Genomic DNA, 25384 nt, shown 5'->3' with positions numbered 1-25384 from the left:
GAAGAGTCCCCGGACCCGCTCCGGACCGACGGCCACGGAGGGGGCCTGATCCGAACCTGATCCGAACCTGATCAGAACGGTTCGAAGCTCGGCTCGACCGGCCCGATCTCACCGCGCTCCACCAGTTCGTCCAGGTCTTCCGGCTCGAGGAACTCGAGGGTGTCCGGGTCGATCCCGTGGTACTGATCCACGTCGCGCAGGCGCATGACGAAGTCGAGCACGAAGTCGACGAACGACTTCTCGAAGACCTCGGGTTCGGCCCCGTTGATGTTCGTGACGATCTTCCAGCGGTCGGGGTCCGAGTCGCAGGGCCAGAAGAAGTGCTCGTCGCCGGAGTGGTCGTACCCCCAGGAGATCAGACCGCCCGGGTCGGGGTGGAACCGGAAGGGGTACGCGTCCGCTTCGCGTCGCCAGGACCGGCCGAACGAATCGTGGATCTGCCGCATCCGATCCAGCAGCGGGCTGGACCCCCGGGGGTGGAACACCACCAGCTCTCCGCAGATCGAACCGGTGCCGTAGGCGTCGAGGAACGCCTTGAAGTCGGCCGGCAGCGCCGAGCCGACATGACGCTCGACCTCGGCCCAGTCGTCGGGGGAGGGGGTCCGGACCGGGGGCGGGCCGAACAGTCGCACCAGATCGTCCATGCCCGCCATACGCCCACCTGCTTGATCGTCACCACCGGACGGCCAGGGTAGTCGGCCGCGGCCGCGGTGATCAAGAAGAGGACGGGCGGGGTCGTCAGTCATCCCCCTGACTCCCGTGGCGAGGGGGTCACCTCGCCTTCTTGGCGAGTTCGGCGAGGAACTGCGGCACCCGGCCGGTGCCGAAGTCGTAGAACCGCGCCCACCGCGGCTCGACCGCGATACGCGCCATCCGGTCGTACATGGCCCGGCAGTTCCGCTCGAACTCGGCGGCGTACTCGGCGTCGAAGTTCTTCCGCGCGGCCTCGAGGTACTCCGGAACCACCCCGTCGACGAAGGTGAGGTGCGCGACCCCGCGCACCGACAGCGTCCTGGCCGAGCCGGGGCCGTCGCCCGCCTCGATGGTCAGGGCGATCTCGGGGCGGGCGGACAGTGCTCGTACCTTGGGCGCCGTGGCCGCGGTGGACATGACGATCTCGGTACCGGTCCAGAAGATCCCGATCGGGACGACGCGTGGCAGTCCGTCGAGCCCGTTGTAGGCCAGCCGCGCCATGGATGCCCGGCTCAGCAGTTCGTGGGCGTCGGCCAGCTCCTGGGCGATCTGCTCGGGGTCCATGGTGGGTCGTCCTCCACTGTCGCGCGGCCGTCCGTGGCCGCTCTGTCCCGGGGACGGAGCCGCTGCGACGTTCTCGACATCCGCGGCCGCATCGCCGTCCACGTCCACGGTATCCGTGCCGCGCCCGTCGAGTCCGCGAGGCGTCACCGAGGGGCGCGTGGCCGGTCGAATCCGGTTCCGACCCGGGTCAGCATCTGCGCGAGAAGGTGGAGGGTTCGTGCCCGAGTCGGCGCTCCGCGCGCCGTGCCCGTCCAGTAGGCGTCGGTGAGTTGCTCCGTCGCCGTGAGGATCCGATCCTCGTCCCGGGCGGCCAGCACGAGGACGAACCGCACGTAGTCGCCGATGTCGGTGCCCCGGGGGTGCTGATGCGTGAAGGTCCCCAGGCGCGGTGTCAGGGCGGGCAGGGTGCGGGCCGTCGGGAAGACGACCGCGAGGCCGGCGAGGGCGAGGCGAACCGCGGGGCATTCGGCCGACCAGCGGCTCAGCAGATCCGGAGTGAGGGCCCGGACCGCGTCGCGGGCCCTGACCTCGCTGCCGGGATCGGCGTGTCGCGGGGTGGCGGGCCAGGTGTCGGCGAGGTGGCGCTCGGCGACGGTGGCGGCCTTGAGAAGCAGCTGAACGGCCTGGAATCGGTGGCGGGCGCGAATCCGGTCGTCGCCGGCGAGGGCAGCGAGCAGAACGAGGCCCTCGGCGGTGGCGGGTCGGCAGGTGTCCTGGTGGAAGATCTCGTTGTAGAAGTCGGCGAGGAAGCTCCGGTCGTCCCGGCAGGGGTCGGCCCCGGCGTCGAACAGCATCGCGGCCTGGGGCGGCCTGTGGTCCGGCAGGCGATCGGCGACGACGTCCCGGAAGAGCTTCCGGATCGGCGGACCGGAAGCGATCGCGTCGTGCCGGGTCGGTTCGGGTTCGGCGTACGTATCCATGGCCGGTGCAGCCTACGGGAGGGTCACCGGCCGACGGTCCGGCTCCCGGTGCCACCGCTGACCGTGAGCGGCCAGTTCCGTGGCATTGCCGGCGAACGCGGGACCGCAGCCGGGCGGCAGACGATCGACGACCATCGCCACCGCGGCCTGCGCGCTGTCGGTCTCGGCGATCCGGGGGCTGCTCCGGTGCGGTCCTTCGACGTAGTACCGGCCGTCCCTCAACGTGCCGATGTACGGCACGTCCCAGGTGTAGTCCATCTCCGTGCACCTGCTGAAGTGCAGCTCCCACATCCCGGTCCAGGGGCGGAGCCGGCGGAGCAGCGGCTCGGCGTGTGCGACCCGCACCAGCTCGGCGAACGGTGCCAGAAGTGGTGATTCCGAAGGCCGGGACGGTTCGCCGTAGGTGTGCAGGATCTCGTGCCAGGACGCGTCGACGGTGTTGGTCATGCCGTCATTGTGCGGGTCCCGCGGCCCTGTGATCAGAGGTCACGTGACGGCGGCTCCTGTGATGCGGAGGGGAGCTACTGGCTCTCCCAAGCCGCCGCACCGCGGAGAAGGTGATGGTCCGCGACGCCGGAGCAGGCCGCCGCGTCGCCCCGTAGCGTCGTGAACCACGAGGAGCTCAGGAAGATGTAGTCGATCTTCGCGTTCTCCGTGGTGTGCGGCGAGCACTCCGTGCTCGCGGTGTTCTCGCCACTGCGGCACTGGTCCTGGGTCTGAGGGCAGTCGCCGCCCCGGAACTCGTCCTTGTCGTTCTCGTCGACCTCTTGGAACACCCCCGTCGATCCGGCCCCGTGGCTGTAGAGCGGGTTCATGTCGGCGTGCCCGGGCGTCTGGTTGAAGTCGCCGCCCAGGACGATCGGCTCGCCCGCTTCGGCGAATCCGCGGGTGATCTGCGCGACCTTGGCGATCTGGGCGGTCTTGTTCCCGGCGTGCCAGTCGATGTGGGTGTTGCAGGTACGGACGGTACGGCCCGTCACCGTGCTCTTGGCGCAGAGCAGAATCCGGTTCTCGGTGGCCGTTCCCGTCGCTTCGAGGGGCTCCGGAAGGAAGTCGACGGTCCGGGAGGTCAGGTCGATGGTCTTCGGGCCGCCCTTCGCGAGGATGGCCAGACCGAAGCGCAGGTCCGGGGCGATCGAGTCGTTGGGGTCGGGGTCCCATCGAGCGCAGTTGCCGATCGACGGAAGAGCCGCTCCCCAGACCGCGTCGTACGTGGTCCCGGAACGGCCGGCCAAGTGGGTGCGCAACAGCTTCCACTGCTCGTAACACACCTCCTGGAGCATGACGACATCCGCTTCCCAGTGGTCGATCGCCCCCGTGACATCGGCCAGCCACTTGGCCTTGTCGTGGTGGGAGTCGCAGGTCTTGGACGCGCCGCAGACGTTGTAGGTGATGAAGCGCGGCTTGGGCGCGTTCGTCGGAGTCACTTCGTCGGCCCGGGCGGTGGTGAGGCCCGACGCGAGGAGCAGACAGACGGAGAAGAGTGTCGCTAAGAACGCTCTGAGTGGCGCACGCATGGCACATCACCTTTCATGATCGATTGCTGGACGTGACGCATCGTGCCACAGGCCCCTCAGGAGCCTGCCGTTCCGCGGGCAGGGAGTTCGACCCGCGACGCCGAACTCCCCGACGGCTCGGCGGTGCCGAGCCGTCGGGGAGCCGGCCTTCTGCGGACTGCGGCCCACGGGCTACGAACGCGCCGCCACCCCTACGCGGCCGCCAGCGCCAGCGTCGGAGACAGCCGTGACGCGCGGACCGCCGGGTACAGCCCCGCCACCGTCCCGATCGCGAGCGTCGCGGCGAAGCCTCCGCCCACCGCCCAGAGCGGCACCACCCACGGGAGCCCGCCCGTGGACGTGTACACGCCCGTCGCCGCTCCGCCGAGCGCCACGCCCGCGAGGCCTCCCAGGCCGGACAGCATCAGGGATTCCGTCACGAACTGGATCCTGATCTGGCCCCGTGTCGCGCCCAGGGACCGGCGCAGACCGATCTCGTGGCGTCGTTCGAGAACCGAGATGATCATGGTGTTGGCGACGCCGACCCCGCCGACCAGGAGCGCGATCCCGCCCAGTCCGAGAAGCAGCGTGGAGAACGCGCCCTCCGTCGCCGCCTTCGCCTTCAGCGCCGAGGACGGGTCGCCGACCGAGACGTTCTGCGGGTTCCGCGGGTCGATCGTCGGAGCGAGGAGCTTCTGCACTTCGTCCACGGACGCGTCCGTGGACCGTTCGTACACCGTCGTCGGATGCCCGTCGAAGCCGAGCAGCCGCCCCGCGCCCTCCCAGCCGACCAGTGCCGAGCGTTCGATCTCGGGCGCGAGCGGCAGCGGGTCGAGGACGCCGATGACCGTGAAGTACCGGTCGTCGATCCAGACCTGCTGGCCGGGCCGTGTGATGCCGAGCCGCTCGGCCGAGACATGGCCGAGTACCACGGACGGATAGCGGCCGTTGGCGGCGTTCAGCCAGGTGCCCGACGCCAGACCGCCCCGCAGCACGTCGAGAAGTCCCTCGGTGGCCGCCTTCACCGCGATCCCGCCGGTCTCGGCCGCGGGAATCTTCTCGGAGCGGCGCACCGAGCTCCTCAGGTCGCCGGTCCCCGCGGCCTTCTCGACCCCCGCGATCCGGCCGACCATGCCCACGGCGTCCTTGGGCAGTTCGACCTCCTGGCCGGTGAACATCCCCTCACCCGGCTTGGCGACCAGCATGTTCGTACCGAGCGCGTCGAGCTGCCGGAGCAACTGGGCCTGGCTGGAGGCCGAGATACCCACCACGGCGATCATCGTGGCGATTCCGATGGCGATGCCCAGCGCGGACAGCACCACGCGTACGGGGCGGCTCCGCAGCCCGGCGGAGCCGACATGGAGGACGTCACGCGGGCCGAGCCGGGCGGCGGTGAGTTTCGTACGGGGCATCAGGCCGCGACCTCCCCGGCACCGGAGTCCAGGGGCTCGACGGCCCTCCGTCCCGTGTCCTCCACCACCCGCCCGTCCCGGATCCGTACCTGCCTCGGCAGCCGTCCCGCGATCTCCGTGTCATGGGTGATGACCGCGATCGTCGCGCCCTCCGCGTGGAGCTCGTGCAGGAGCGTCATGACCGCCTCCCCGGACGCCGAGTCCAGCGCGCCCGTCGGCTCGTCGGCGAGCAGCAGGGCCGGTTCGCCGACCACCGCGCGCGCGATGGCGACACGCTGTTTCTGACCGCCCGACAGCTCGTGCGGCCGATGCCTCAGCCGGTCGGCGAGGCCCACCCGGGCCAGCGCCTCCGCCGCCATCCTCCGGCGCCGCGACCGGGGCAGTCCGGAGTACAGCAGCCCCTCGGCGACGTTCTCGAGGGCGCCCACGCCCGGCACGAGATGGAAGGCCTGGAAGACGAAGCCGATACGGCGGGCACGCAGCGCCGACAGCCTGCGGTCCGTCAGCGAGGCGATGTCGTGGCCGGCGATCTCGACCGTCCCGGAGCTGGGCCGGTCGAGGGTCCCGACGATGTGCAGCAGCGTCGACTTGCCGGAGCCGGACGGCCCGACGATGCCGAGCAACTCGCCCTCGCCGACGGTGAGGTCGACGCCGTCGAGAGCCCGGACGCCGCCCGCGTACTCCTTGGTGACTCCGCGGAGTCGTACGACCGTGGTCATGCGGACGGCACCCCGACCTTCATGCCCTCGCGGAGCCCGGCACCGCTGACCTCGACCCGGCCCTGCCCGAACATGCCGAGCTCGACCTTCAGCTCGCGGGCGGTCCCGTTCTCGACGACCTCGACGCCGAAGCCGCCGCCGGGGAGGGCGAGCAGCGCGTTGACGGGGACGGTCAGGATGTCCCTGCGCGTCTCGCCCGTGAGGTCGACGGTGACCGGGGACTGGTCGATGCCCGTGACCTTCCGCGGGTCGTCGAAGGAGACGGTGACGGCGATCTTCGGGGTCCTGTCCTGCGGGTCGTCGCCCGCCGAGGCGGTCTTCCCGACGGCCGACACCCTGCCCGGAAGCTCCGTGCCGTCCGGCAGCCGGACCTTCACCCGGGTCCCGGTCTTCGCCGACCGGGCCTCCGACACGGGAACCTTGAAGCGTACGACCCGCTCGGACCCGGTCACGGTGAGCACCGGACCACCCGGGGCGATCCGGTCGCCGGGCGTGGCGCCCGTCTCCTTGACCCGTACCGCACTGCCCGCGAAGGCGATCTGGTCCGGTCCGACGGTGCCCGTCTGCTTCAGGTCGTGGGACTTCTGCCAGCGCTTGACGGCGGCGGCCGTCTTCGCCGTGTACTCCTCGTCGACGTCGAAGCCGATGTACCCGAGGGCGGCGAGGTTCTCCTCCAGCTGGCGGACGTCCTTGCCCTCGTCGCCGGTCTTCAGCGTCCGGTACATGGGTTCGGCGCCGTACATCAGCCGGACCGGACGGCCCTCGACCTCGTACAGCCGCTCGTTCCGCTCGACGACCGAGCCGGGCGACGCGACCCAGGTGAGGACTCCGGCCGGGCCGGCGTTGATCTTCCTTTCGCCGAGGTGTCCCAGGGTGCCGTCCTGCTGCGAGCTGTCGCTGAGCTCGCCCCGGGTGACGGGGGCGGTCGCGGGCGGCAGCCCCTTGGAGCCGGCGGAACTTCCGGAGCCGTCCTGCGACGTGTCGGGCGCCGACACCGCGGTGACGGCGGTGACGGCGGCGCCGCCGCCCGCGACGGCGACGATCGCGGCGAGGGTCAGCACCAGCCGCCGCCGGGCCATCGGGCGCTCGTGGCCGCTCATCGGGCCACGCTCTCGCACGCCTTGGCGGCCTTGTCGAACTTCTGCTTCTCCGCTCCCTGCGGTATCGGCATGGCGGCCTGCGCGCTGCCGTCGAACTTCGGGTCGGGCATGTTGAAGCCGTTCTCCCGCATGCACTTCGCGTATGCGAGGGCCTTGTCCTTGTCGGCCTGTGTCGGCTCCTTGCCGAAACCGGCGCCGCCCGCCTTGTCCCGACAGGCCTTGAACGCCTTCTCCATCTTCTCCTTCGACATGCCGTCGCCACCGATGGTGAGCCCGACGCCCTGCTCGCCCGGCTTGGGCTCGGGAACGTCGAGGCCCTGCTCACGGAGGCACTTGCGGTGCTCGAAGGCCTGGTCGGCCTTCTTGCCCTCCTCGTTCACGCTCCCGTCCTTGCTTCCGCTCCCGGAGGAGGCGGTGTCGGAGCCCGAGCCCGAGCAGGCGGTGGCGAGAAGAGTGAGGGCGGCGGCGAGGGAGGTGGCGGCGGCCGCCCGGGTGATCCGTCGAATCGTCATGGCGTGGAGCGTGCCGCGAAGGGATGTTTCGTTTCTCTCAGCGGTTTCGTTTACACCGGCGAAAGGTCCCTTTCGGATACACAGGGGTCATGCGCGTACTGGTGGTGGAGGACGAGGCGTTTCTCGCCGAGATGATCGCCGAGGGGCTGCGCCGTGACGCGCTCGCCGTGGACATCGCGGCCGACGGCCTCGAAGCGCTCCGGAAGATGCAGCTGGGCGAGTACGACGTCCTCGTCCTGGACCGTGATCTGCCCGGGATGCACGGCGACGACGTCTGCCGCCGTGTGGTCGAGCAGCGGCTGATGACCCGGGTGCTGATGCTGACGGCGGCGGGCACGGTACGGGACCGGGTCGAGGGACTCGGCCTCGGCGCCGACGACTACCTGGCCAAGCCCTTCGCGTACGACGAGCTGCTCGCCCGGGTGCTGGCCCTCGGCCGGCGTGCCCGGCCGGCGCTGCCCCCCGTACTGGAACGGGCCGGCATCGTCCTGGACACCGCCCGCCGCCAGGCCAGCCGCGACGGACGCCATCTGCAACTGTCGCGGAAGGAGTTCGCGGTCCTGGAGGCGCTGCTGCGGGCGGAGGGGGCGGTGGTCAGCGGCGAGGACCTGATCGAGCAGGTCTGGGAGGAGAACACCAGCTACCGCACGAACGCGGTACGGGTCACCCTCAGCAAGCTGCGGGCCAAGCTGGGCGAACCGCCGGTGGTGGAGACGGTCCCGGGCTCGGGCTACCGGATCGCGTCATGAGGGGAGCCGGGCGGAGAGCCGAGAAGCCGTTCGGGGAGCGTGGCCGGGGCCGGGGCCGGGGCCGGGGTCGGATGCGGAAGCGGGGAGCCACGGACCCGGCGGAACCGGTGACGAGCCCCGCGACGGGATCGGTACGGACGGGGGTCGTCTCGGGGGAGCGGGCCCGCCTGACCGCCCTGTACGGCGGTCTCCTGCTCCTCGCGGGAGCGTTGCTGACGGGCGTCGTGTACCTCCTGGTGAAGGAAGGTCTCTACTCGTCGATCAGCCTCGCCGTCACCGGAACCGTACCCGCCCGCAGGCTGGAGGAGCTGCCGACCACCTCCCCGACGCATCTCCCCACCTTCGCACCGGCCAGTCCGGCGTCCGCCCGCCCCGACTCGAGCGCGGCGGCGACGCTGCCCAGCGAGGTCCTCGCGATCACGCGGACGGTGAGTGACGCGGCGGAGTCCGCCGCTCTGGAGCGGCTCCTGACGGTCTCGCTCGCCGTGCTGGTCGTGTACGCGGTGCTGTCGGTGGCGCTCGCGTGGTGGATGGCGGGGCGGGTGCTGAGGCCGGTGGGCGTGATCACGGAGACGGCACGACGGCTGTCCGGCGAGAACCTGCACGAGCGGATCGCACTCGACGGGCCGCCGGGCGAGCTGAAACGGCTCGCCGACACGTTCGACGGGATGCTGGGAAGGATGGAAGGGCTGGTCTCGGCCCAGCAGCGGTTCGCGGCGAACGCGGCACACGAGCTGCGGACGCCGGTGGCCGTCCAACGGGCGGCCGCCGAGATCGGGCTCGCGGGGGAGCCGTCGCCGGAGCGGGTCGCCAGGATCCGGGCGAAGCTGATCGAGGTCGCGGACGACAGCGAGCGGATCATCGAGGGGCTCCTGCTGCTCGCCGCCTCCGACCAGGGCCTGCGGGAACGGCGGCCGGTGGCGGTCCACGAAGTGGCCCGACAGGCGGCGGACGGGCTGGCGGCGGAGGCGGCGGAGCACGGGGTGACGGTGGTGGTGCGGGCCGCGCCGCTGACCGTCGACGGGGACGCGGTGCTGCTGGACCGGCTGGTGCACAACCTGCTCGTGAACGGGGTGCGCCACAACGTCCCGGACGGCCGTGTGGAGCTCCGCACCGGGCCGGGCGGCATCGAGGTGACGAACACCGGCCCCCAGGTCCCGGAGGACACGGTCCCCCTCCTCTTCGAACCCTTCCGCCGCCTGACGGCACGCACGCACGGCCCCGGCGAGGGAGTCGGCCTGGGCCTCTCGATCGTCGAATCGATCGCCCGGGCCCACGACGCCACGACGGAGGCGTATCCGAACGAGCAGGGCGGGGGTCTGACGGTGAGGGTGAGGTTCGGCGCGGGGGAGTGAGATCGGACGCCCCACGCCCCACGGTCCCGGACGCCGGGCGCCCGACGGTTCCCGGGCGCCGGCCGCCGGACGCCGGGCGCCTCGCATCAGGCGTCCGGAGCCGTCGTCCCCCGTCCGCGGCCGTGGAGCTCGTCAGCCGGCGGAGCCGGTCCGCCGCTCCTCCTCCAGCACCTCCAGGTAGTGGGGGTTGCGCATGATGCCGAGGATGTTGCCGAAGGGGTCGAGCACCGCTCCGGCACGGAAGTCCCCGTAGTCGCGCAGCGGTTCGTGTTCCTTCGCGCCGAGGCTCAGGAGACGGTCCATCTCGCTGTCGACGTCGTCCACGTGCCAGTACGCGACGACCCCGGCCGGGGCGGAGGGGGTGCGGGAGATACCGAGCTCCTGGCGGTGGTCGCCGAGCCGGAACTCGATGTACTCGGGGCGTTCGAAGTACGGCTCGATGCCGAGGACTTCGGAGTACCAGGCGCGGGCGGCGTCGAGGTCGGCGGCGTGGTAGCGGATGGTCGCGAGGCCGCGGAAGGTCTTCGTCATGCAGAGCAGTCTGCCCCTCATCTAGGTCGGTTTCCGACCTAGATGAGGGGCCGATCGGATTCGGCCGCCATCCTGACCGCCGACCTGATCGCCGGGCTTCCCCTGGGCTTGCCCGCGCTACTCCTGCGGCTGCCAGACGTAGCGGACGTCCGGCTCGCGCTCCTCGTTGCGCAGGCCGTCGGTCCGCTCGACCGCGACGAAGCCGTGGCGCTCGTAGAAGCGCTGCGCGCCTTCGTTGACCTGGAACGTCCACAGCCCCAGCCCGCTCGGCCGCTGCCGCTTGGCCAGCTCCACGAACCGGTCGCCCAGCCCCCTGCCCCGCCAGGACGGGTCGAGGTACAGCTGCTCCAGATCGCCGTCGTCGAGCACCAACAGCCCCACCACGCGGTTCTCGGCGACCGCCACCCAGTTCTCGTACTGCTTCACGACCACGTAGGAGAACCAGTCCCGTACCGCGTCGTCGTCATGCGCCCGACGCACGGTCGGAAGCGCGGACGCGAAGGAACGCAGCCACACATCGGCCATCTCGGTGGCGTCGGAGTCGTCCGCACGCCGAAGGACAAGATCATCACTGTTCACGGGGCGTGACGATCGCAGATGACGGAGCCCCGTGCAAACGATTTGAACGCTGTCTCAGGACCGCACGCCGACGGGCCGCTTCCCACGGAAGCGGGAGCGACCCGTCGGCGTGTGGAGCGCACCCGGCCGGTCCGGCCAGGACACCGACCCCGGCCTCAGTCCTTCGTCGCCGGATCCGTCCGGGCGAAGTGACGGGCGCTGGGGACGAGGGCCGCCGCGGCCGGTACGAGGAAGCAGGCGGCCGCGCACCCGGCGAGGACCGCGGTGACGCCGAAGAGGTCGATGGCGGGGGCGATCAGGGCGAGGCCGACGGGCGCGAGGCCGTAGGACACCAGGAAGTCCAGCGAGGAGACCCGGGCCAGCTTGTCCGGCGCCACCTCGCGCTGAGTGGCCGTGAACCAGGGCACGTTGAAGAGCTCGATGCCGATCCCGGCGACGGCGTACGCGGCGACGACCACGCCCGGGTGCACCGGCAGCATCAGGCTCAGCGGTGCGAAGCCGTACGCGGCGAGCCCGGCGAACGCGGCCCACCCCTGGGAGCGCGGCCGCCGGCGGGCGATGACCAGGGCCCCGCCGAGCGCGCCGACGGTGTACGCGGTCATCGCCGCGGCCAGCACCCACTCGGTGCCGTAGCGGTCCCGGCTGATCAGGGGCAGCGCGACGCTGGTGGCGGAGTAGCCGAGCGCGATGACGGCGACGAGGGCGGCGAGGCCGGCGAGGAACCAGGGGTGCAGGCGGGCCTCGCGTATGCCTTCCATGAACTCGGCGCGGAATCCGCCGGCGCCCGGGGCGGGGAGCTCCTTGTCCGCTGCCGCGCTGCCGCCGCCCGGGACCAGCGCCGCGATCAGCCACAGCAGGCCGATGCCGAGCAGCAGGGTCCGGACGTCGAGGAAGGCCGCGAGCAGTGCGGTCAGGGCGGGGCCGCCGAGAGTGGAACCGCGTACCGCCATGGTCATGGCGGCGTTGGCCTGCTGGCGCCGATCCGGGTCGACGGTTTCGGCGGTGAGCGCCTGGAAGGCCGGGCGGCAGGCGCCCTGCCCGGCGCCGGCGAGGGCGGCGGCGGCCGTCATCAGCACCACCGAGCGGCCGAGGCCGGCGGCGAGCAGAGGTGCGGCGGCTCCGGCCGCGAGGGCCGACCAGAGGACGACGGCACGGCGGGAGTGCCGGTCGGCCAGCACGCCTCCGACGGCGACGGCGGCGAGGAAGCCGGCGGTGCGGGCGGCGAGGACCAGGCCGAGGCCGGCGGCGCCGAGATCGCGGTGGAGTACGGCGAGCCCGAGGACGAAGGGCAGCGCCCAGGTCGCGAGGCCCGAGGCGGTGGTGCCCGCCCACAGCCGCAGGAACGCGGGGTCACGGAGGACCGAACGCGTGGGTGGGGCGGGGGACTCGGGTGTCGCCGACGTGGGTGTGGTGGACACGTTGGGGTCGCTCCTCGGAGGTGGGAGGCGGGTCGTGGAACCGCCCCCGGGGTCGTTAATGAAAATGATTGCCATTACAGTACCCTTCGAACGCGGCACTCCTGCCCGGTGCACGACAACACCCACGCCCGTCACTCCCAGACCGGAGAACCCATGCGCCACCCCGTCCGACTCGGTATCGCCCTGACCCTCGCCCTCGCCACGGCGGGCTGTTCCGCCGCGGCCGGCGGAGCTTCCGACGGCGCCGGCGGATCCACCGCCCCGTCCGGTACCCGCACCACCGCCGGGACCGGCGCGGCGAAGCCCGTCTCCGTCACCAGCTGCGGCCGCGAACTCTCCCTCTCCGGGCCCCCGAAGCGGACCGTCGCCCTGGACCAGACGTCGACCGAGACACTCCTCGAACTCGGACTGCAGGACCGGATGGCCGGCACGGCCAACCTCAAGACGAAGATCCCCGCCGTGTACGAAGCCGCCTACGCCACCGTTCCGGTCATCGCCCCGAAGATCGCCACCGGCGAGCAACTGCGTGCCGCCACGCCGGATTTCGTCGTCGCCGGTTCCACCGACCTCTACACCCAGGACCGGGCCGGCACCCGCGAGGAGCTGGACGCCCTCAAGGTCCCCACCTTCGTCAGCGCCGTGGACTGCCCCGAACACAACCCGCCCGGCACGACCCCCTTCGAGCTGCTCTTCTCCGACTACGAGAACCTGGGGAAGCTCTTCGGCGCCGAGAAGAGGGCCGCCGAGCTCGCGGCCGACCAGCGTGCCGCGGTCGCCGGCGCGGGAAGGAACGCCGCCAAGGTGCCCGGGGGCGCCGACCGGCCGACCGTCGTCTACCTCTACTCGGTCTTCAACGGCATGCCGTACGTGGCGGGCGGCACGAGTCTCCCCAGCGAGATGAGCCGGATCGTCGGAGCGAAGAACGTCTTCGACGACGTCGCCGAGGACTGGCCGGAGGTCTCCTGGGAGGAAGTCGCCCGCCGGAACCCCGACTTCATCGTCATCGGCGACCTCTCCGAACGCGGTCGGCCCGGCGACAGCGCCGCCGAGAAGCGGGCCACGATGACCGGCCACCCGGTGATCTCCCGGCTGGCCGCCGTCCGCGACGACAAGATCCTCGAGGTGCCGGGCATCGAACTGGACCCCTCGGTGCGCTCCGTACACGCCCTCGGGCTCATCGCCCAGGGCATGAAGGACCTCGGTCATGTCCGCTGACCCGCCGACCGGCAGCAATGCGGCCGACCTCTTGCGCCCCTCGGCCCGTGGACACGGCGACGGACGAGGTGATGGACGGGGAGACGTACATGACAGGGAACACGGCCATGACCGCGAGCCGGTGGGGGAGGAGGGGCGCGTCACCACCGCCCGGCCCGCCGCGGCGGGTTCGGCGGGGGAGGAGGGGGCCGTCCTCGCCACCCGGCCCGTCCTCGCCCCTCGGCCCGTCGCCATCGCCCGGCCCGCCGTGGCGGGGCGGCGCGCAGGGGCGGGGCGGTCGGCCCGCCCCCTCCTCCTGCTCCTCCTCGCCACCGTCGTCCTCACGACCTCCCTCGCCGCGGCCGTACGCATCGGCACCGCCGACCTCGGCTGGACCGACCTCGCCCGCGCCCTCGGCACCCGGATCGGCCTGGACGTGGAGCCGCTCCCCCCACTGCTCGACTCGCTCATCTGGGACCTCCGTCTGCCGCGCGTACTGATGGCCGCACTCGTCGGCGCCTCGCTCGCCGTGTGCGGAGCGGTGCTCCAGGCGGTCACCCGCAACGCGCTCGCCGACCCCTACCTCCTGGGCGTCTCCTCCGGCGCCTCGACCGGCGCCGTCACGGTCGTCGTCCTCGGGATCGGCGCGAGCACGCTCGGCGTCACCGGCGGCGCGCTCGCCGGCGCGCTGCTCGCCTTCGGCCTGCTCCTCCTCCTGCTCCGGCGCACCGGTCTCGACTCCGTCCGGATCGTGCTCACCGGAGTGGTCGTGGGTCAGCTCCTCACCGCGCTGACCTCGCTGGTCCTCATGGCCTCGGCGGACGCGGACACCACACGGGCCGTCACCCACTGGCTGCTCGGCTCGATGGCACCGGCCCGCTGGGACACCGTCGTGGTCTGCGCGATCGTCACCCCGCTGGGACTGGCGGCGGCGTGGCTGTGCTCGAACGCCCTCGACGGGCTCGCGTTCGGCAGCGACACCGCCACCTCCCTCGGCATCGGCGTACGGCACACGAGGATGCTGCTGCTCGTGGTGACGGCCGCACTGACGGCGGTCGCGGTGGCCACCGTGGGTGCCATCGGCTTCGTCGGGCTGATCGTTCCCCACGGGGTGCGGTTCCTCGTCGGCCCCCTGCACCGGGTGCTGCTGCCGTACGCGGCGCTCGCGGGCGCGGTGTTCCTCGTGTGGACGGACGCCCTCGCGCGGATCGCCTTCGCGCCCCGGGAGGTTCCCGTCGGCGTGATCACCGCTCTGCTCGGCGTACCGCTGTTCCTTCTCGTCCTGCGCAAGAGGGGTGAGCTGTGAGGATCACCGCGGAGAACCTGAGCTGGTCGGTGGCCGGCACAACGGTCGTACGCGAGGTGAGCGCGGCGATCGCTCCCGGCGAGACGGTCGGGCTGCTCGGCCCCAACGGCTCCGGGAAGTCGTCCCTGCTCCGCTGCCTGGCCGGCCTCCGCGCTCCCGACACCGGCTCCGTCCGGTACGACGGCGAGTCCGTGCGGGACTGGAGCGCGCGCCGGATCGCCCGTCACATCGCCTTCGTCGCACAGGACTCGGGCACCGACAGCGATCTGCGGGTCACCGACGTCGTGGGTCTGGGACGCACCCCGTTCCGGGACCGCTGGCGCGGACCGGACGCCACCGACCGGGCGGTGATCGCCGCGGCCCTCGACGCCGTCGGCCTCACCCCGCTCGCCGACCGGGCCTGGAAGGCGCTGTCGGGTGGCGAGCGCCAGCGCGCCCACATCGCCCGTGCGCTCGCCCAGCAGCCGTACGCCCTGCTGCTCGACGAACCCACCAACCACCTCGACGTCAAACACCAACTGGAACTGATGGAACTGCTGAGCGGCGCCGACCGGACCGTGCTGGTCGCCCTGCACGACCTCTCGCTCGCGGCCCGGTACTGCGACCGGCTGCTGCTCCTGCACCACGGACGCCTCGTCGCCTCCGGACCCCCCGCCGCCGTCCTGACCGCCGAGCGGCTCGCCGAGGTCTTCGAGGTGGACGCCGAACTCACCACCGACGCGCTGGGACAACCGGCCGTCACCTACCGCGGTCCCCTCGGCTCGCGCCTTCGCGCCGAGTCCCCGACACCTCAGCCCACCGCTTCGTGAAACCCGGCTCCAACCCGGACGAAAGGAATCCCATGCCCCGGAACACCCCGACCACTACTGCCCCGGCCTCCGTCGACACGCTCGTCGCGGCGGTCCTGGCAGGCGAACACGGCCGGCCGCCCTCCGAACTCGTCGCGACCAGCGTCTTCTGGATCCACCACGGCACCCGCCTCGCCGGCGGCGACACCACCTATCTCAACCAGTACGTCCTCGTCCGCCTCGGAGGCACCTTCGGCGGCTGCGCCTTCGAAGCAGGCGAGCTCACCCCGTCGATCCCTCAGGACTTCTCCGGCGCGCCGCTCGACGTCCTGCTGCGTGACGCCCCGCGCCCCCTGAGGATCGCGGCGCTCGACGCCTACCTCTCCCACGCCCGGCCGCACAGGGTGGCCGCCGACGAAGGCGCCGCGGAGCCCGTCACCCTCCCCGCCGGTACACCGGAGGTCAGGGCGAAGGCCCGCGACGCGGCCATCGCCGGTCTGCTCGACACCGGGGCAGGAGCGAAGGTCGGCCTCATCGGCGTGGTCAACCCGCTGGTCGCCGCGATCCGCGAACGCGGCGGCGAACCCCTGCCCTGCGACTTCAACCTCAAGGCCACCCAGTGGGGCGACCCCGTCACCGACGACATGCACGAGGTCCTCGACCGGGCCGAGGCGGTCGTCGCGACGGGAATGACCCTGAGCAACGGCTCGTTCGACACGATCCTGGAGCGCTGCCGCGCTCGCGGCATCCCGCTCATCGTCTACGCGCAGTCCGGCAGCGCCGTCGCCCGCGCCTTCCTCGGCTCCGGCGTCACCGCACTGTCGGCGGAGCCCTTCCCCTTCTCCCAGTTCAGCGCCGACGAGACGGTGCTCTACCGCTACCGCGCGGAGGACGGCGCATGACCCCCGCCCCGCACCCGACCCCACTCGCCACCCGGCAGCCCGCCCCCGGCCACGAAGCCGATCCCGAAGCCCGCGGAACCACCGGCAGGGGGCACGCCCCCTGCCACCACGGCGAACTCCTCCAAGGTGTCTTCCTCGACGCCGTCGGACACCGGTGCGCGGGCCTGGTCACCCTCCCCATGGCCGGCCCCGGCAGTCGCGCCGAGTTCCTGCGTCGGCCCGGCACACCGGCCGAGGCGCTCACCGTCGTCCCCGCGGACCGTACGAAGGCCGCGCACGCCGCGACCCTGGCGAGCGTCGAGTGCGCCCGGCGCGCGGGACTGCCGCCCTGCGGAGGCGAGTTGAGGCTCGCCGGTGACGTACCGGTGGGCCTCGGCATGGGCAGCTCGACCAGCGACGTCATCGCGACCGTCCGCGCGGTCGCCGACTCGTACGGACTCCGCCTCGCACCCGACACCGTCGCCCGGCTCGCCGTGCGGGCGGAACGGGCCAGCGACCCGCTGATGCTCGACGCCCGCCCCGTCCTCTTCGCCCAGCGAGAGGGCCGGATCCTGGAGGTGCTCGGTCCGGCCCTGCCGCCTCTCGTCGTCGTGGGCTGCACCCTCGGAGGGGGAGAGCCCGTCGACACCCTCGCCCTGCCGGAACGAGAGGTCGGCGACGCGGATCTCCAGGAGTTCGAGCGGCTTCGCGCCCTGCTGCGCCGCGCGATGGAGACCGGCGACGTACGACTCCTGGGCAAGGTGGCCACGGCGAGCGCCCGACGCGGGCAACAGGTCCTGAACCACCCGGAGTTCGCCGCCATGACCGCGATCGCACACCGTTTCGGAGCGGCGGGCGTCCAGATCGCGCACAGCGGATCCGTGGCGGGCGTCCTGTTCGATCCGGCGGCGCCGGGGGATCTGCGACACCGCGTACGCGCATGCCGGCACGCCCTGAGGGTCCACGGCATCCCCACCACCCGCACCTTCGCGACCTTCGCCGGCCGCACGACCCTCACCCCCACCACCAAGGAGCTCCTCGATGGACCAGCACATCGCCGAGGCGATCGGCCGGCCCGACCTGATACGTCTCGACGAACGGCTCGTCTGCCTGCGCTTTGAGACGATGAAGGTGGTCTCCGCGCTCGCCGCGGTGCGCCACCTCATCGACACCGGGGCCGTACGGCGGGGAGACACCCTCCTCGACAGCTCCAGCGGCATCTACGCCTACGCCCTCGCCCTGGCCTGCCACCGGCACGGCATGCACTGCCACATCGTCGGCTCGACCACGGTCGACCACACCCTGCGCACCCAGCTCGCCGTACTCGGTGCCACCCTGGAGCAGATGGAACCCTGCGACGACCTCAAACTCGACCAGAAGCGCCGGGTCGAGCGGGTCCACGAGATCCTCGCGGCACACCCCCACTACCACTGGATGCGGCAGTACCACGACGACATCCACTACCTCGGCTACCGCGCGATCGCCGACCGCGTCCGCGCGGAGACAGGGACGGACCGGCTCACCGTCGTCGGCGGAGTCGGCTCCGGCGCCTCCACCGGTGCGCTCACCCGCTATCTACGTGCGGCGGACGACGGCCCGACCGACGTCGAACTCGTCGGCGTCCAGCCCTACGGCAGCCTCACCTTCGGCGCCCAGCACACCTCCGACCCCGACATCATCATCGCCGGCATCGGCAGCTCCATCCCCTTCGAGAACGTCTGCCACGAGCTGTACGACACCCTGCACTGGATCTCCTTCGACGCCGCCCTGTCCGGCACCGTCGACCTCCTGCGCCGCCACGCCGTCTTCGCGGGCCTGTCGACCGGCGCCGCCTATCTCGCCGCCCACCACGAACACGGACGTACGCCCGACCGGACCGTCCTCTTCATCGCCCCCGACACCGGCCACCGCTACATCGACTCCGTCTACACTCGCCACCGCGAAGCCAGACCCCTCACCCAGCTCACCCCCCGGGAGATCACCGACCAGACCGAACTGGCCCTCCCGTGGTCCCGGATGCCATGGAACCGGGCGCCGACTCGGGCGACGTAGCACCTGAACACCCCGCACGACCTGAACAGCCGGTATGCCGGACGCCGCCCCGCCCTTCCGATCCCCGGGCCGGGCGGCGGCCGGCCGACCCACCGGCCGACCCACCGCTCGGTCTCCCGGCCGGCCGGCCCACCGACCGGGAGCCGATCGGCCGACGCCGCTCCGCGCGCTGAGCATCAGGACCAGGAGGCCACCACCAGCGACCTTTCCGCAGCCGCGAGATGGACCGCCGAGGCGAGCCACGCACGGGCGTAGCCGTCGGCCGACGCGTCCCTGAGGCGGCCGAAGGCGTCGCGGGGGCGGCGGTCCGCCTCCGCAGTCAGCGCCTGCGCCAGCTGCGCCGCTCCGCCGAGACCCGCTCGGCGCAGTGGTGCGACGAGCGCGGCCGTGTCCGCCCCGCGGCCCGCCTCGGCCACGGCACGTCGCCCGCCCGCGACCCCCGTCTCCAGAAGCCGCCGCACCCGCCACAAGGGCGCGTCCGCGAGCGGATCGGACCCGGCACCGACCGGTCCCACCGGTACGGAGCGCTCGGCGGCGGGCGGGAAGTGGCTGCCCTGGAGCCGGTCGTACCCCAGGTCGGCCCGCCCCAGCCACTCCTCCGGCAGCCGCAGCGTGTCCGACGCCCCCGGCACCGGACCGACCGCGAGCGGCCGGAGGGTCGCCGCCCGCTCCGGGTCGGGGCGGCCCAGCACCCGCAGCATGAGGCCGGGGTACCGCGCGATCCTGCCGAGGTTGGCGGCGTGCGGCAGCTCCGGATGCGGGTGGGCGGGGCGGAGCCGCAGCACCGGCCCGTCCCCGGCGACACGGACCACCAGGCACTCCCCGGCCGCTCCGATCACCTCCACGTCGCAGCCCAGCAGCGGTGCCCCCGCCCCGTCGGACTCCGGCGGGTCGCCGTCGAACACCGCGGCCATCGCCTCGTGCACCGGTCTGGCGAACAACGCGGCCGCCGGCTCCTCGGACCAGGACACGCCACGCACCGGGGTCGCGCTCACACCCCGGCCCGCACCCAGCCGGCCGTCGGAGGAGACGGTCGCGCCCACGATCCGCAGACCCCCGCGCGCCAGCCCGGCATGGTCGAGGACCGCCCCACCGAGGGCCACCGACGCGGACCCCGCACCCCTGGCCCGGGACAGACCACCGGGGCGTACATCGGAGACGGTGTAGAACGCGCCGTCAGGACCCAGCAGATGGGTGGCCACACCTCCGTATCCGGTGGCGGACAGCACCGGCTCCCGGCAGAGGCCGAACACCCGCAGGCTGCCACCCTGTTCGTACACCCTGCGCGTGGTGCCGGTCGAGCCCGGACCGGACGAACCCGCGGCGAGTACGGCGGCACCGGCGAGCAGCTCCCGGAAGGCGCCGGTGAGATCGCCGAGGCGCTGACCCTGGCCGCGCTCCCGTGCCGCACGCAGACCCCGTACGACGCGCAGTGCGGCAGCCTCGGCACGGGGCAGCCCGGCCAGCCGCGCGGTGTGGGCGGCGCGCAGCAGCTCGGCCTGGACCACCGTTCCACCTGCCGTGACACCGGCGGACAGGGCCTCGGCGGCGGCCTCCCAGAGTGCGCTAGCGGCCCGGACCTGCGCGGCGGTGAGCGCGGGCGGGGTGCCTTGAGAGGCCTCGGTGCCGAGGCCGCCCGAACCGTGCGCCGCCCCGGAGGCGGGGGGCGGTACGGCGGCCGAGTCCTGACCGGCGTCCTTCGTCGCGGAAGCACCGGACAGCGATACGGAGGCCGCTTCGGACATGGGCACCGAGAGCGATACGGGCGCCGATCCGAGCAGCGGTTCCGGCGGAGGTCCGGAGACCGTCTCCCCGTCCGCGATCGGTGACGCGCCGAGCACCGCGGCCCGGTGAAGACAGCGCGGCGCCAGCAGACACGTGCAGACCGCCTGATCCGCGCCGGTCACCGCGCCCGACGCGCCGGGGCGCAGCGTGACCACCGCGTCCTCGCCGAACGGCACGGACACCGACCCGTCGGCAGCCGGCTCGGCACGGGCGGCACACTCCGCGACGGCCGCGTCGAGCTTCTTGCGCAGCCGCGCACTGAGCTGCTCCACGGCCTCGGCGAGGACGTCGGGGGCGACGGGAGGCAGGACTTCGGTGCTCAACGGGGTTCTCCACGGAGGCGGTCGCCCACCCAGCGGGCGAGGGCGAGCGGACTGAGGGCGGCCACCGGCATGCCGGCGGCGACGAGTTGCCGCGCCACCGCCACCGAGTAGCGAGGCGTGCCGGCGTCGTCGAGCGCCGCGCAGCCCAGCAGATGCGCGCCGGAGGAGGCGAGGGAACGCACCTCGCCCAGCAGCCCGCCGAGCGGTGCGCCCTCCTCGAAGTCGCTGACCACGACGACGAGGGTGCGGCTCGGCACGGTGATCAGCGAACGGGCGTGCGCGAGCCCCGCCGCGATGTGCGTGCCGCCGCCGACCCTGACCTCGAGGAGCAGCGACAGCGGGTCCTCCACCCGGTCGGTCAGGTCCACCACCTGGGTGGAGAACGCGAGGAAGTGCGTGGACAGGGTCGGAACGCCGCCCAGGACCGCCGCGGTCAACGCCGACCAGATCACCGAGGCCTCCATCGAGCCGGAGACGTCGACCACCAGGATCAGCCGCCAGTCCGACTCCTTGCTCGCCCGTGTGCTGAACACCGGACGTTCCGGTACGACCACGACCCGGCCGTCGTCCGTACGCCGCGTGTGGGCGAGGTTGGCGCGCAGCGTACGGGCCAGGTCGAGGCGTCCGCCGGGCCGACGGGTGGGGCGCGGCGTGGCCAGTCCGGAGAGCGTCGGCCTCAGGCGGGTGGCCAGCTCCCGGGCGAGCTCGTCGACGAGCCGCTTGACCAGTGGCCGCAGCCGCGCGAGTTGCGCCTCGGGCATGCCTCCGACCAGGGACAGCACCGAGCTCAGCAGCTCGACCGACGGACGCACCGCCGCCGGGTCCAGCTGAGTGAGCACGTCGGAGCGCCCGGCGTCCGCCGCCTCGGCGAGGACCTCCTCACGGACGTCCGCCCCGAAGAGGGACTCCAGCTCCCGCGACCACTCGCGGGCCGTGGGGAAGGAGGGATCCTGCCCGCCGCCCTGTCCGGCTCCGCCGTCCAGGTCGTCGGCGCCTTCGCCGCGTCCGCCGCCGTACAGCTCGTCCAGCGCGTGGGCGTAACGGCGTGCGTCGGCGGACAGCCGGTCCTTGTGCCGGCCGAGGAGAAGCCGCCACCGGTCGGCGTGCTCGAGCCGCCGGTCGGGCGACCCGGCCGGGACCGGGCCCGTCGGCGCCATGCCGCCGCTCGGCCCGCCGACGCCCGGAACGGCGGGGGCCGTGCCGGTGTCGATCGCGGGATGTTCCGCCAGGGGCACGCCGGGATCGGGCAGGGCCAATGCCTTCAGTGCGGCGAGCCCGGCCGCGTCGGCCGCCGCCCAGAGGGCGAGCAGCTCGGGCGGCGCGTCGAGGGAGAGGTCGAGCCGGTCTCCGAGCCGCTCGGTCACCGTGGCGAGCAGCCGGTCGCGGGCGGCGGGGGTCAGCACGTCGAAGCCTCCCCGCAAGGCGGGGAGCCGGTCGAGGAACTCCTGGTCGACCAGGGACTCGACCCGGTCGAGGAGCGGGGTGAGGGCGTCCGGGGACGCCTGGAGCAGCGGACCCGCGGCCGTGAGCAGTCCTGCGAGCCGCTTCGTCAGCGCTCGTCGCGCAGGGGGAGCGGTCGCCCCGTCGATCCAGCCGGCCGCCCGCTCGCCGAGCCCGACGGCGGGATCGAGATCGACCATCACCCGTACGGCGAGGGCGGCGCCCTGCATCAACGGCGATGCCTCGGAGACCAGTTCGGCGAGGGCCCGGTCCAGGCGGAGGCCCAGGTGCCGAGCGGCCGTCCGGTCCGCCAGGGCCACCAGAGCCCTCGCGTCCGTGGCACTGTCGCTGCCGGCCAGCCCCGGCAGTGAGCGGACGGCGGCCTCGATGAGCTCGCCCGACAGCGCGTCGGCCATCGCGCGGGCGTCCGGCGTGGTCCCCGGGTGGTGACCCCGTCGTACGCCTTCCAAGAGGTCAAGTGCTTCGAGGAGTTCGGGCAGCTCGGCGGTGTCGGGCAGTACGACGCCGGCCTCGCGGAGCCGCGCGTCGACGAGCTCGGGCAGGTCGCAGCGGACGGCCGCGGTCAGCCCGGTCAGGATCTGCGCCGGAGTGGGGCCGCCCTCGGCTGCCTCACGGCGGGCGGTCTCGCCCAGAGTCCCGGCCGCGGCCTGGGCCGCGGTGACTCCGCGGACCCCGGCGAGGTCCAGCCGCGCGGACACGGAGGGCGTCCACTTGAGGCGCCACTTGGTGCCGAGCGCGGTCCCGTCGCCGGTGGCGGAGACCGCGACGGGCTCGCCGTAGGACGCGCCGATGACCAGCAGACGGTGCAGCAGCACCTCACGGCGGCCGTCGAGAGGCGAGCGGAGCGGGTCGAGACGTACCTCCCGGGGCTCCGGGTCCTGCTCGCCCGGCAGACGCAACCGGGCGAGCTCCTCCTCGACGGACGGGCCCAGACCTGATCGCGGCGCGCGCGGGCCGATCCGACCGCGCGCGGTGCCGACGAACACGGCCTCCAGCGCGCGGGCCAGTGCCCGGCCACGGCCCAGGGGTTCGCCCTGCCCGAGGACGGTGGTGACCGCCTCCAGGAGTTCACCGCGACCGGGCGCGGGCAGCCCGCGCAAGGTGGCGAGGTCGCAGGCGAGCCGCAGTGTCTCGGCGGCCTCGCCGGTACCGGCGGTGTGGCCCGCGCCCCGCATCTCCCGGCACACACCGGTCACCGCGGCGGCGGCGGCCTCCCGGATCCGGTCCGCGTCGCCGGCAGCGCTGAGGACGGCCTGCTGCCAGAGCGGATCGCGGATCCCGGCCGGGTATCCGGACCGGGAGTCGAGCAGGTCGAAGGAGTAGGGGACGAGGGAGGTCACGGCATCGGCCGAGCGTGCGTCGGAGTTCCTGCCGGTTCCCGAGCCCGCTCCCGTGCCGGTTCCCGCGCCCACTGCAGAGCCCGCGGCGGTGGGCGCGGCCGCACCCGATGCGGTGCCCGTACCCCCGCTTCCGTCGGCCCTCGCGTCCGTCAGCAGGCCGGGCGCGTGAAAGGCGCCGATCACGGCGGCGACCCGACGGCCGCCCGCCGACGCCGCCGCGACCGTGTCCCGCATCCGGGCCTCGCGAGCCAGGTCGGTGGCGGGCACGGCGGCGTCGGAGCGCAGCGCCCAGCCCACACCCAGGGCCGCCCGGCGCACCGCCTCGGGCGAGCAGCCGGGGGCGAGCACCTCCACCGCGCGGTCCCACATGTCCTCGCGGTCCCGGCCGGTCCCGGCGGCCGAGAGTGCCACGGCGAAGGAGCCGCGCCGGTGCCCGCCCTCCTCCTCGGAGCCGGGACCGACCCGACCGTCACCGTCGCCGCCGGAACCGTCGCCGCCGGAACCGTCGGCATCGGTCCGGTCCGTTCCGGCAGGGCCCGCCCCGGTGAGCGACCAGCCGGGATCGGACAGCGGAAGGTCGCAGCAGACGACCTCCACCCCGCGCGCCCGTGCCCAGCGCACCGCCGCGAGCTCCGGCGAGAAGTCCGCGAACGGGTAGAACGACAGACGTCCGTCCTCGCCCGCCCCGGCCAGAGCGACCGGGGCGACGGTCTCGGGATCGGCGAGGTGCTCCAGCCACGGCTGGAAGTCGGCGGGAAGTTCCACGCAGACGACCTCGGCACCGGCCTCCTCCAGAAGGGCGGGCACCACGGCGGCCAGCGCCGGACTGTGGTGGCGCACCCCCAGCAGGTACGGTGCGCGCGACGCGGCCAGCACGTCCACGGCAGCCCTGGGGTCGAGTGGTTCGACGCTCGTCACCGCAGGCTCCCGCGCAGGTCCCAGAGCCGGCGCCACATCGCCGAGCCGTTCTCGGCCCGGCGGCGGACCGGTCCGTCCCAGTAGCCGAGCAGCCGCGCGTGGTCGGCCGGGTCGTCCTTGCGGACGACGCCGAGGAGATGGCCCGGCAGTAGGTCCAGCACGTCCCCGCCCGGCAGATACGCGGCGGCGACCCCCAGCGACGCCGCGACCTGCACCGCCTCGGCGGTGGACATGACCGTGCCCGGGCGTTCCACGTCCCAGCCCTCCGTGGAGCGCCCGGAGCGCAGGTCACGGAAGACGGTGACGAGGGCGTCCAGGACGGCGTCGTCGACCCCGAAGGGCGCGCCCGCCCGCTGCACCGCGGCCACGGCCTGGCGGCGGATCAGGACGGCCTCGGCGTCGGCGTCGGCGATCGGGCCCACCGTCTCGAAGTTGAAACGGCGCTTCAGCGCGGCGGACATCTCGGAGACTCCGCGGTCCCGGAGGTTGGCGGTGGCGATGACGGTGAAGCCGGGTGCCGCCCCGACCACCGCGTCCTCGGTGGCGGTCAGTTCGGGCACGGTGATCCGGCGGTCGGACAGGATCGAGACCAGGGCGTCCTGCACCTCGGGCAGACAGCGGGTGATCTCCTCGACCCGGACCACCCGCCCGGTGCGCATCGCGGAGAGCACGGGGGAGTCGACCAGTGCCTCCGGGGTGGGGCCCTGGGCGAGCAGCAGCGCGTAGTTCCAGCCGTAGCGGAACGCGTCCTCCGTCGTACCCGCCGTGCCCTGCACGGTCAGGGCACTGGTCCCGCTGACGGCGGCCGCGAGCAGCTCCGACAGCATCGACTTGGCGGTACCGGGCTCACCCGTGAGCAGCAGCCCGCGCTCTCCGGCGAGGGTGACCACACAGCGTTCCACCAGGGCGCGCTCACCGACGAACTTCGGGGCGATCTCCAGCTTCGAGGGCAGCCCGGCGCGGCGCTTGGGCAGTGCCAGTTCCACGCCCTCGCTGCCGCAGACGAACGTGACCACCGCGCGCGGGGTCAACGCCCAGCCGGGCGGGCGCGGGCCGGGATCCTGGACGGCGAGGAAGGCGAGCTCGGCGGCGTGGCGCTCCTCGGCCGGCTGGACCTGCCGGGCGGGGACGGCCTGTTCGGTGACGGTCATACGGGGATTCCTCCGGGGCGGTGCAGGGGAAGGACAGGTGTACGGGGCGGCCGGCGCGGCGCACCTGTGACGGGGTGCGCCGCGCCGTACCGGAGACGGCCGGGCCGACGGACGACGGCAGATGCCGGCGGGTGCCG

Annotated in this window: 23 protein-coding genes; 8 read left to right on the top strand and 15 right to left on the bottom strand. The window is 73.2% G+C overall.

Annotated features, from left to right (window positions below; genetic code table 11):
- Positions 1-71 precede the first annotated feature (71 nt).
- From IE311_RS26775 to IE311_RS26735, 9 genes are all read right to left on the bottom strand, one after another.
- A complete protein-coding gene (locus IE311_RS26775; protein WP_189834387.1) occupies positions 72-653 on the bottom strand; it encodes an SMI1/KNR4 family protein in 582 nt (193 codons plus the stop codon).
- 118 nt (positions 654-771) lie between these two features.
- Positions 772-1257: a pyridoxamine 5'-phosphate oxidase family protein gene (locus IE311_RS26770; RefSeq protein WP_189834386.1), complete on the bottom strand. Its 486-nt coding sequence runs from the start codon at positions 1255-1257 to the stop codon at positions 772-774.
- A 143-nt stretch (positions 1258-1400) separates the two neighbouring features.
- Entirely contained in the window at positions 1401-2177 is a 777-nt protein-coding gene (locus IE311_RS26765) for a hypothetical protein (RefSeq protein ID WP_189834385.1), read from the bottom strand.
- Positions 2178-2189: 12 nt separating this feature from the next.
- Positions 2190-2624, bottom strand: a complete 435-nt coding sequence (locus IE311_RS26760) for a DUF6193 family natural product biosynthesis protein (RefSeq protein WP_229902186.1) — start codon at positions 2622-2624, stop codon at positions 2190-2192.
- A gap of 74 nt (positions 2625-2698) precedes the next feature.
- On the bottom strand, positions 2699-3694 hold the full coding sequence (locus IE311_RS26755) for an endonuclease/exonuclease/phosphatase family protein (protein ID WP_189834384.1): 996 nt from the start codon (positions 3692-3694) through the stop codon (positions 2699-2701).
- 191 nt (positions 3695-3885) lie between these two features.
- The gene (locus IE311_RS26750) at positions 3886-5085 is read right to left on the bottom strand and encodes an ABC transporter permease (protein ID WP_189834383.1); all 1200 of its coding nucleotides are present in this window, start codon (positions 5083-5085) and stop codon (positions 3886-3888) included.
- The gene (locus IE311_RS26745; RefSeq protein ID WP_189834382.1) at positions 5085-5804 is read right to left on the bottom strand and encodes an ABC transporter ATP-binding protein; all 720 of its coding nucleotides are present in this window, start codon (positions 5802-5804) and stop codon (positions 5085-5087) included. The genes IE311_RS26750 and IE311_RS26745 overlap by 1 nt, the downstream gene beginning before the upstream one ends.
- Entirely contained in the window at positions 5801-6904 is a 1104-nt protein-coding gene (locus IE311_RS26740) for a peptidoglycan-binding protein (protein WP_229902185.1), read from the bottom strand. The genes IE311_RS26745 and IE311_RS26740 overlap by 4 nt, the downstream gene beginning before the upstream one ends.
- A complete protein-coding gene (locus tag IE311_RS26735) occupies positions 6901-7416 on the bottom strand; it encodes a hypothetical protein (protein WP_189834381.1) in 516 nt (171 codons plus the stop codon). The genes IE311_RS26740 and IE311_RS26735 overlap by 4 nt, the downstream gene beginning before the upstream one ends.
- 89 nt (positions 7417-7505) lie before the next feature.
- On the opposite strand from IE311_RS26735, the gene IE311_RS26730 reads away from it, so the two are divergent.
- Both IE311_RS26730 and IE311_RS26725 read left to right on the top strand, forming a co-directional pair.
- The gene (locus IE311_RS26730) at positions 7506-8165 is read left to right on the top strand and encodes a response regulator transcription factor (RefSeq protein ID WP_189834380.1); all 660 of its coding nucleotides are present in this window, start codon (positions 7506-7508) and stop codon (positions 8163-8165) included.
- 107 nt (positions 8166-8272) lie between these two features.
- Positions 8273-9520 carry an ATP-binding protein gene (locus IE311_RS26725; RefSeq protein ID WP_229902184.1) on the top strand — a complete coding sequence of 416 codons (1248 nt, stop codon included), beginning with the start codon at positions 8273-8275 and terminating at the stop codon, positions 9518-9520.
- Positions 9521-9652: 132 nt separating this feature from the next.
- On the opposite strand, the gene IE311_RS26720 is transcribed toward IE311_RS26725, so the two are convergent.
- From IE311_RS26720 to IE311_RS26710, 3 genes are all read right to left on the bottom strand, one after another.
- The gene (locus tag IE311_RS26720; protein WP_229902183.1) at positions 9653-10051 is read right to left on the bottom strand and encodes a VOC family protein; all 399 of its coding nucleotides are present in this window, start codon (positions 10049-10051) and stop codon (positions 9653-9655) included.
- 117 nt (positions 10052-10168) lie between these two features.
- Positions 10169-10576, bottom strand: coding sequence for a GNAT family N-acetyltransferase (locus IE311_RS26715; protein ID WP_373313983.1), 408 nt, complete (start codon positions 10574-10576; stop codon positions 10169-10171).
- A 209-nt stretch (positions 10577-10785) separates the two neighbouring features.
- On the bottom strand, positions 10786-12048 hold the full coding sequence (locus IE311_RS26710; RefSeq protein ID WP_229902182.1) for an MFS transporter: 1263 nt from the start codon (positions 12046-12048) through the stop codon (positions 10786-10788).
- 153 nt (positions 12049-12201) lie between these two features.
- On the opposite strand from IE311_RS26710, the gene IE311_RS26705 reads away from it, so the two are divergent.
- From IE311_RS26705 to IE311_RS26680, 6 genes are all read left to right on the top strand, one after another.
- Positions 12202-13263, top strand: coding sequence for an ABC transporter substrate-binding protein (locus tag IE311_RS26705; protein ID WP_189834375.1), 1062 nt, complete (start codon positions 12202-12204; stop codon positions 13261-13263).
- Positions 13264-13495: 232 nt separating this feature from the next.
- Positions 13496-14548 (top strand): FecCD family ABC transporter permease, encoded by a 1053-nt coding sequence (locus IE311_RS26700; protein ID WP_373313982.1) that lies wholly within the window; start codon positions 13496-13498, stop codon positions 14546-14548.
- On the top strand, positions 14545-15357 hold the full coding sequence (locus IE311_RS26695) for an ABC transporter ATP-binding protein (RefSeq protein ID WP_189834374.1): 813 nt from the start codon (positions 14545-14547) through the stop codon (positions 15355-15357). The genes IE311_RS26700 and IE311_RS26695 overlap by 4 nt, the downstream gene beginning before the upstream one ends.
- A 32-nt stretch (positions 15358-15389) precedes the next feature.
- Entirely contained in the window at positions 15390-16238 is an 849-nt protein-coding gene (locus tag IE311_RS26690; RefSeq protein ID WP_189834373.1) for a Rossmann-like domain-containing protein, read from the top strand.
- Positions 16235-17338: a GHMP family kinase ATP-binding protein gene (locus IE311_RS26685; protein ID WP_189834372.1), complete on the top strand. Its 1104-nt coding sequence runs from the start codon at positions 16235-16237 to the stop codon at positions 17336-17338. The genes IE311_RS26690 and IE311_RS26685 overlap by 4 nt, the downstream gene beginning before the upstream one ends.
- Positions 17259-18269 (top strand): pyridoxal-phosphate dependent enzyme, encoded by a 1011-nt coding sequence (locus IE311_RS26680; protein ID WP_189834371.1) that lies wholly within the window; start codon positions 17259-17261, stop codon positions 18267-18269. The genes IE311_RS26685 and IE311_RS26680 overlap by 80 nt, the downstream gene beginning before the upstream one ends.
- A gap of 176 nt (positions 18270-18445) precedes the next feature.
- Here IE311_RS26680 and IE311_RS26675 read toward each other — a convergent pair whose 3' ends face one another.
- The 3 genes from IE311_RS26675 to IE311_RS26665 are packed head-to-tail and all read right to left on the bottom strand — an operon-like array spanning position 18446 to position 25247.
- Positions 18446-20377, bottom strand: coding sequence for a hypothetical protein (locus IE311_RS26675; protein WP_189834370.1), 1932 nt, complete (start codon positions 20375-20377; stop codon positions 18446-18448).
- A complete protein-coding gene (locus IE311_RS26670; protein ID WP_189834369.1) occupies positions 20374-24096 on the bottom strand; it encodes a DUF5682 family protein in 3723 nt (1240 codons plus the stop codon). Before IE311_RS26670 ends, IE311_RS26675 begins: the two co-directional genes overlap by 4 nt.
- Positions 24093-25247, bottom strand: a complete 1155-nt coding sequence (locus tag IE311_RS26665) for an ATP-binding protein (protein WP_189834368.1) — start codon at positions 25245-25247, stop codon at positions 24093-24095. The genes IE311_RS26670 and IE311_RS26665 overlap by 4 nt, the downstream gene beginning before the upstream one ends.
- Positions 25248-25384 lie beyond the last annotated feature (137 nt).

This window comes from Streptomyces zaomyceticus (assembly GCF_014656215.1).
Lineage (GTDB): Bacteria > Actinomycetota > Actinomycetes > Streptomycetales > Streptomycetaceae > Streptomyces > Streptomyces zaomyceticus.
The sequence above is the reverse complement of the archived record's forward strand: the minus strand, read 5'-3'. Positions and strand labels throughout refer to the sequence as shown.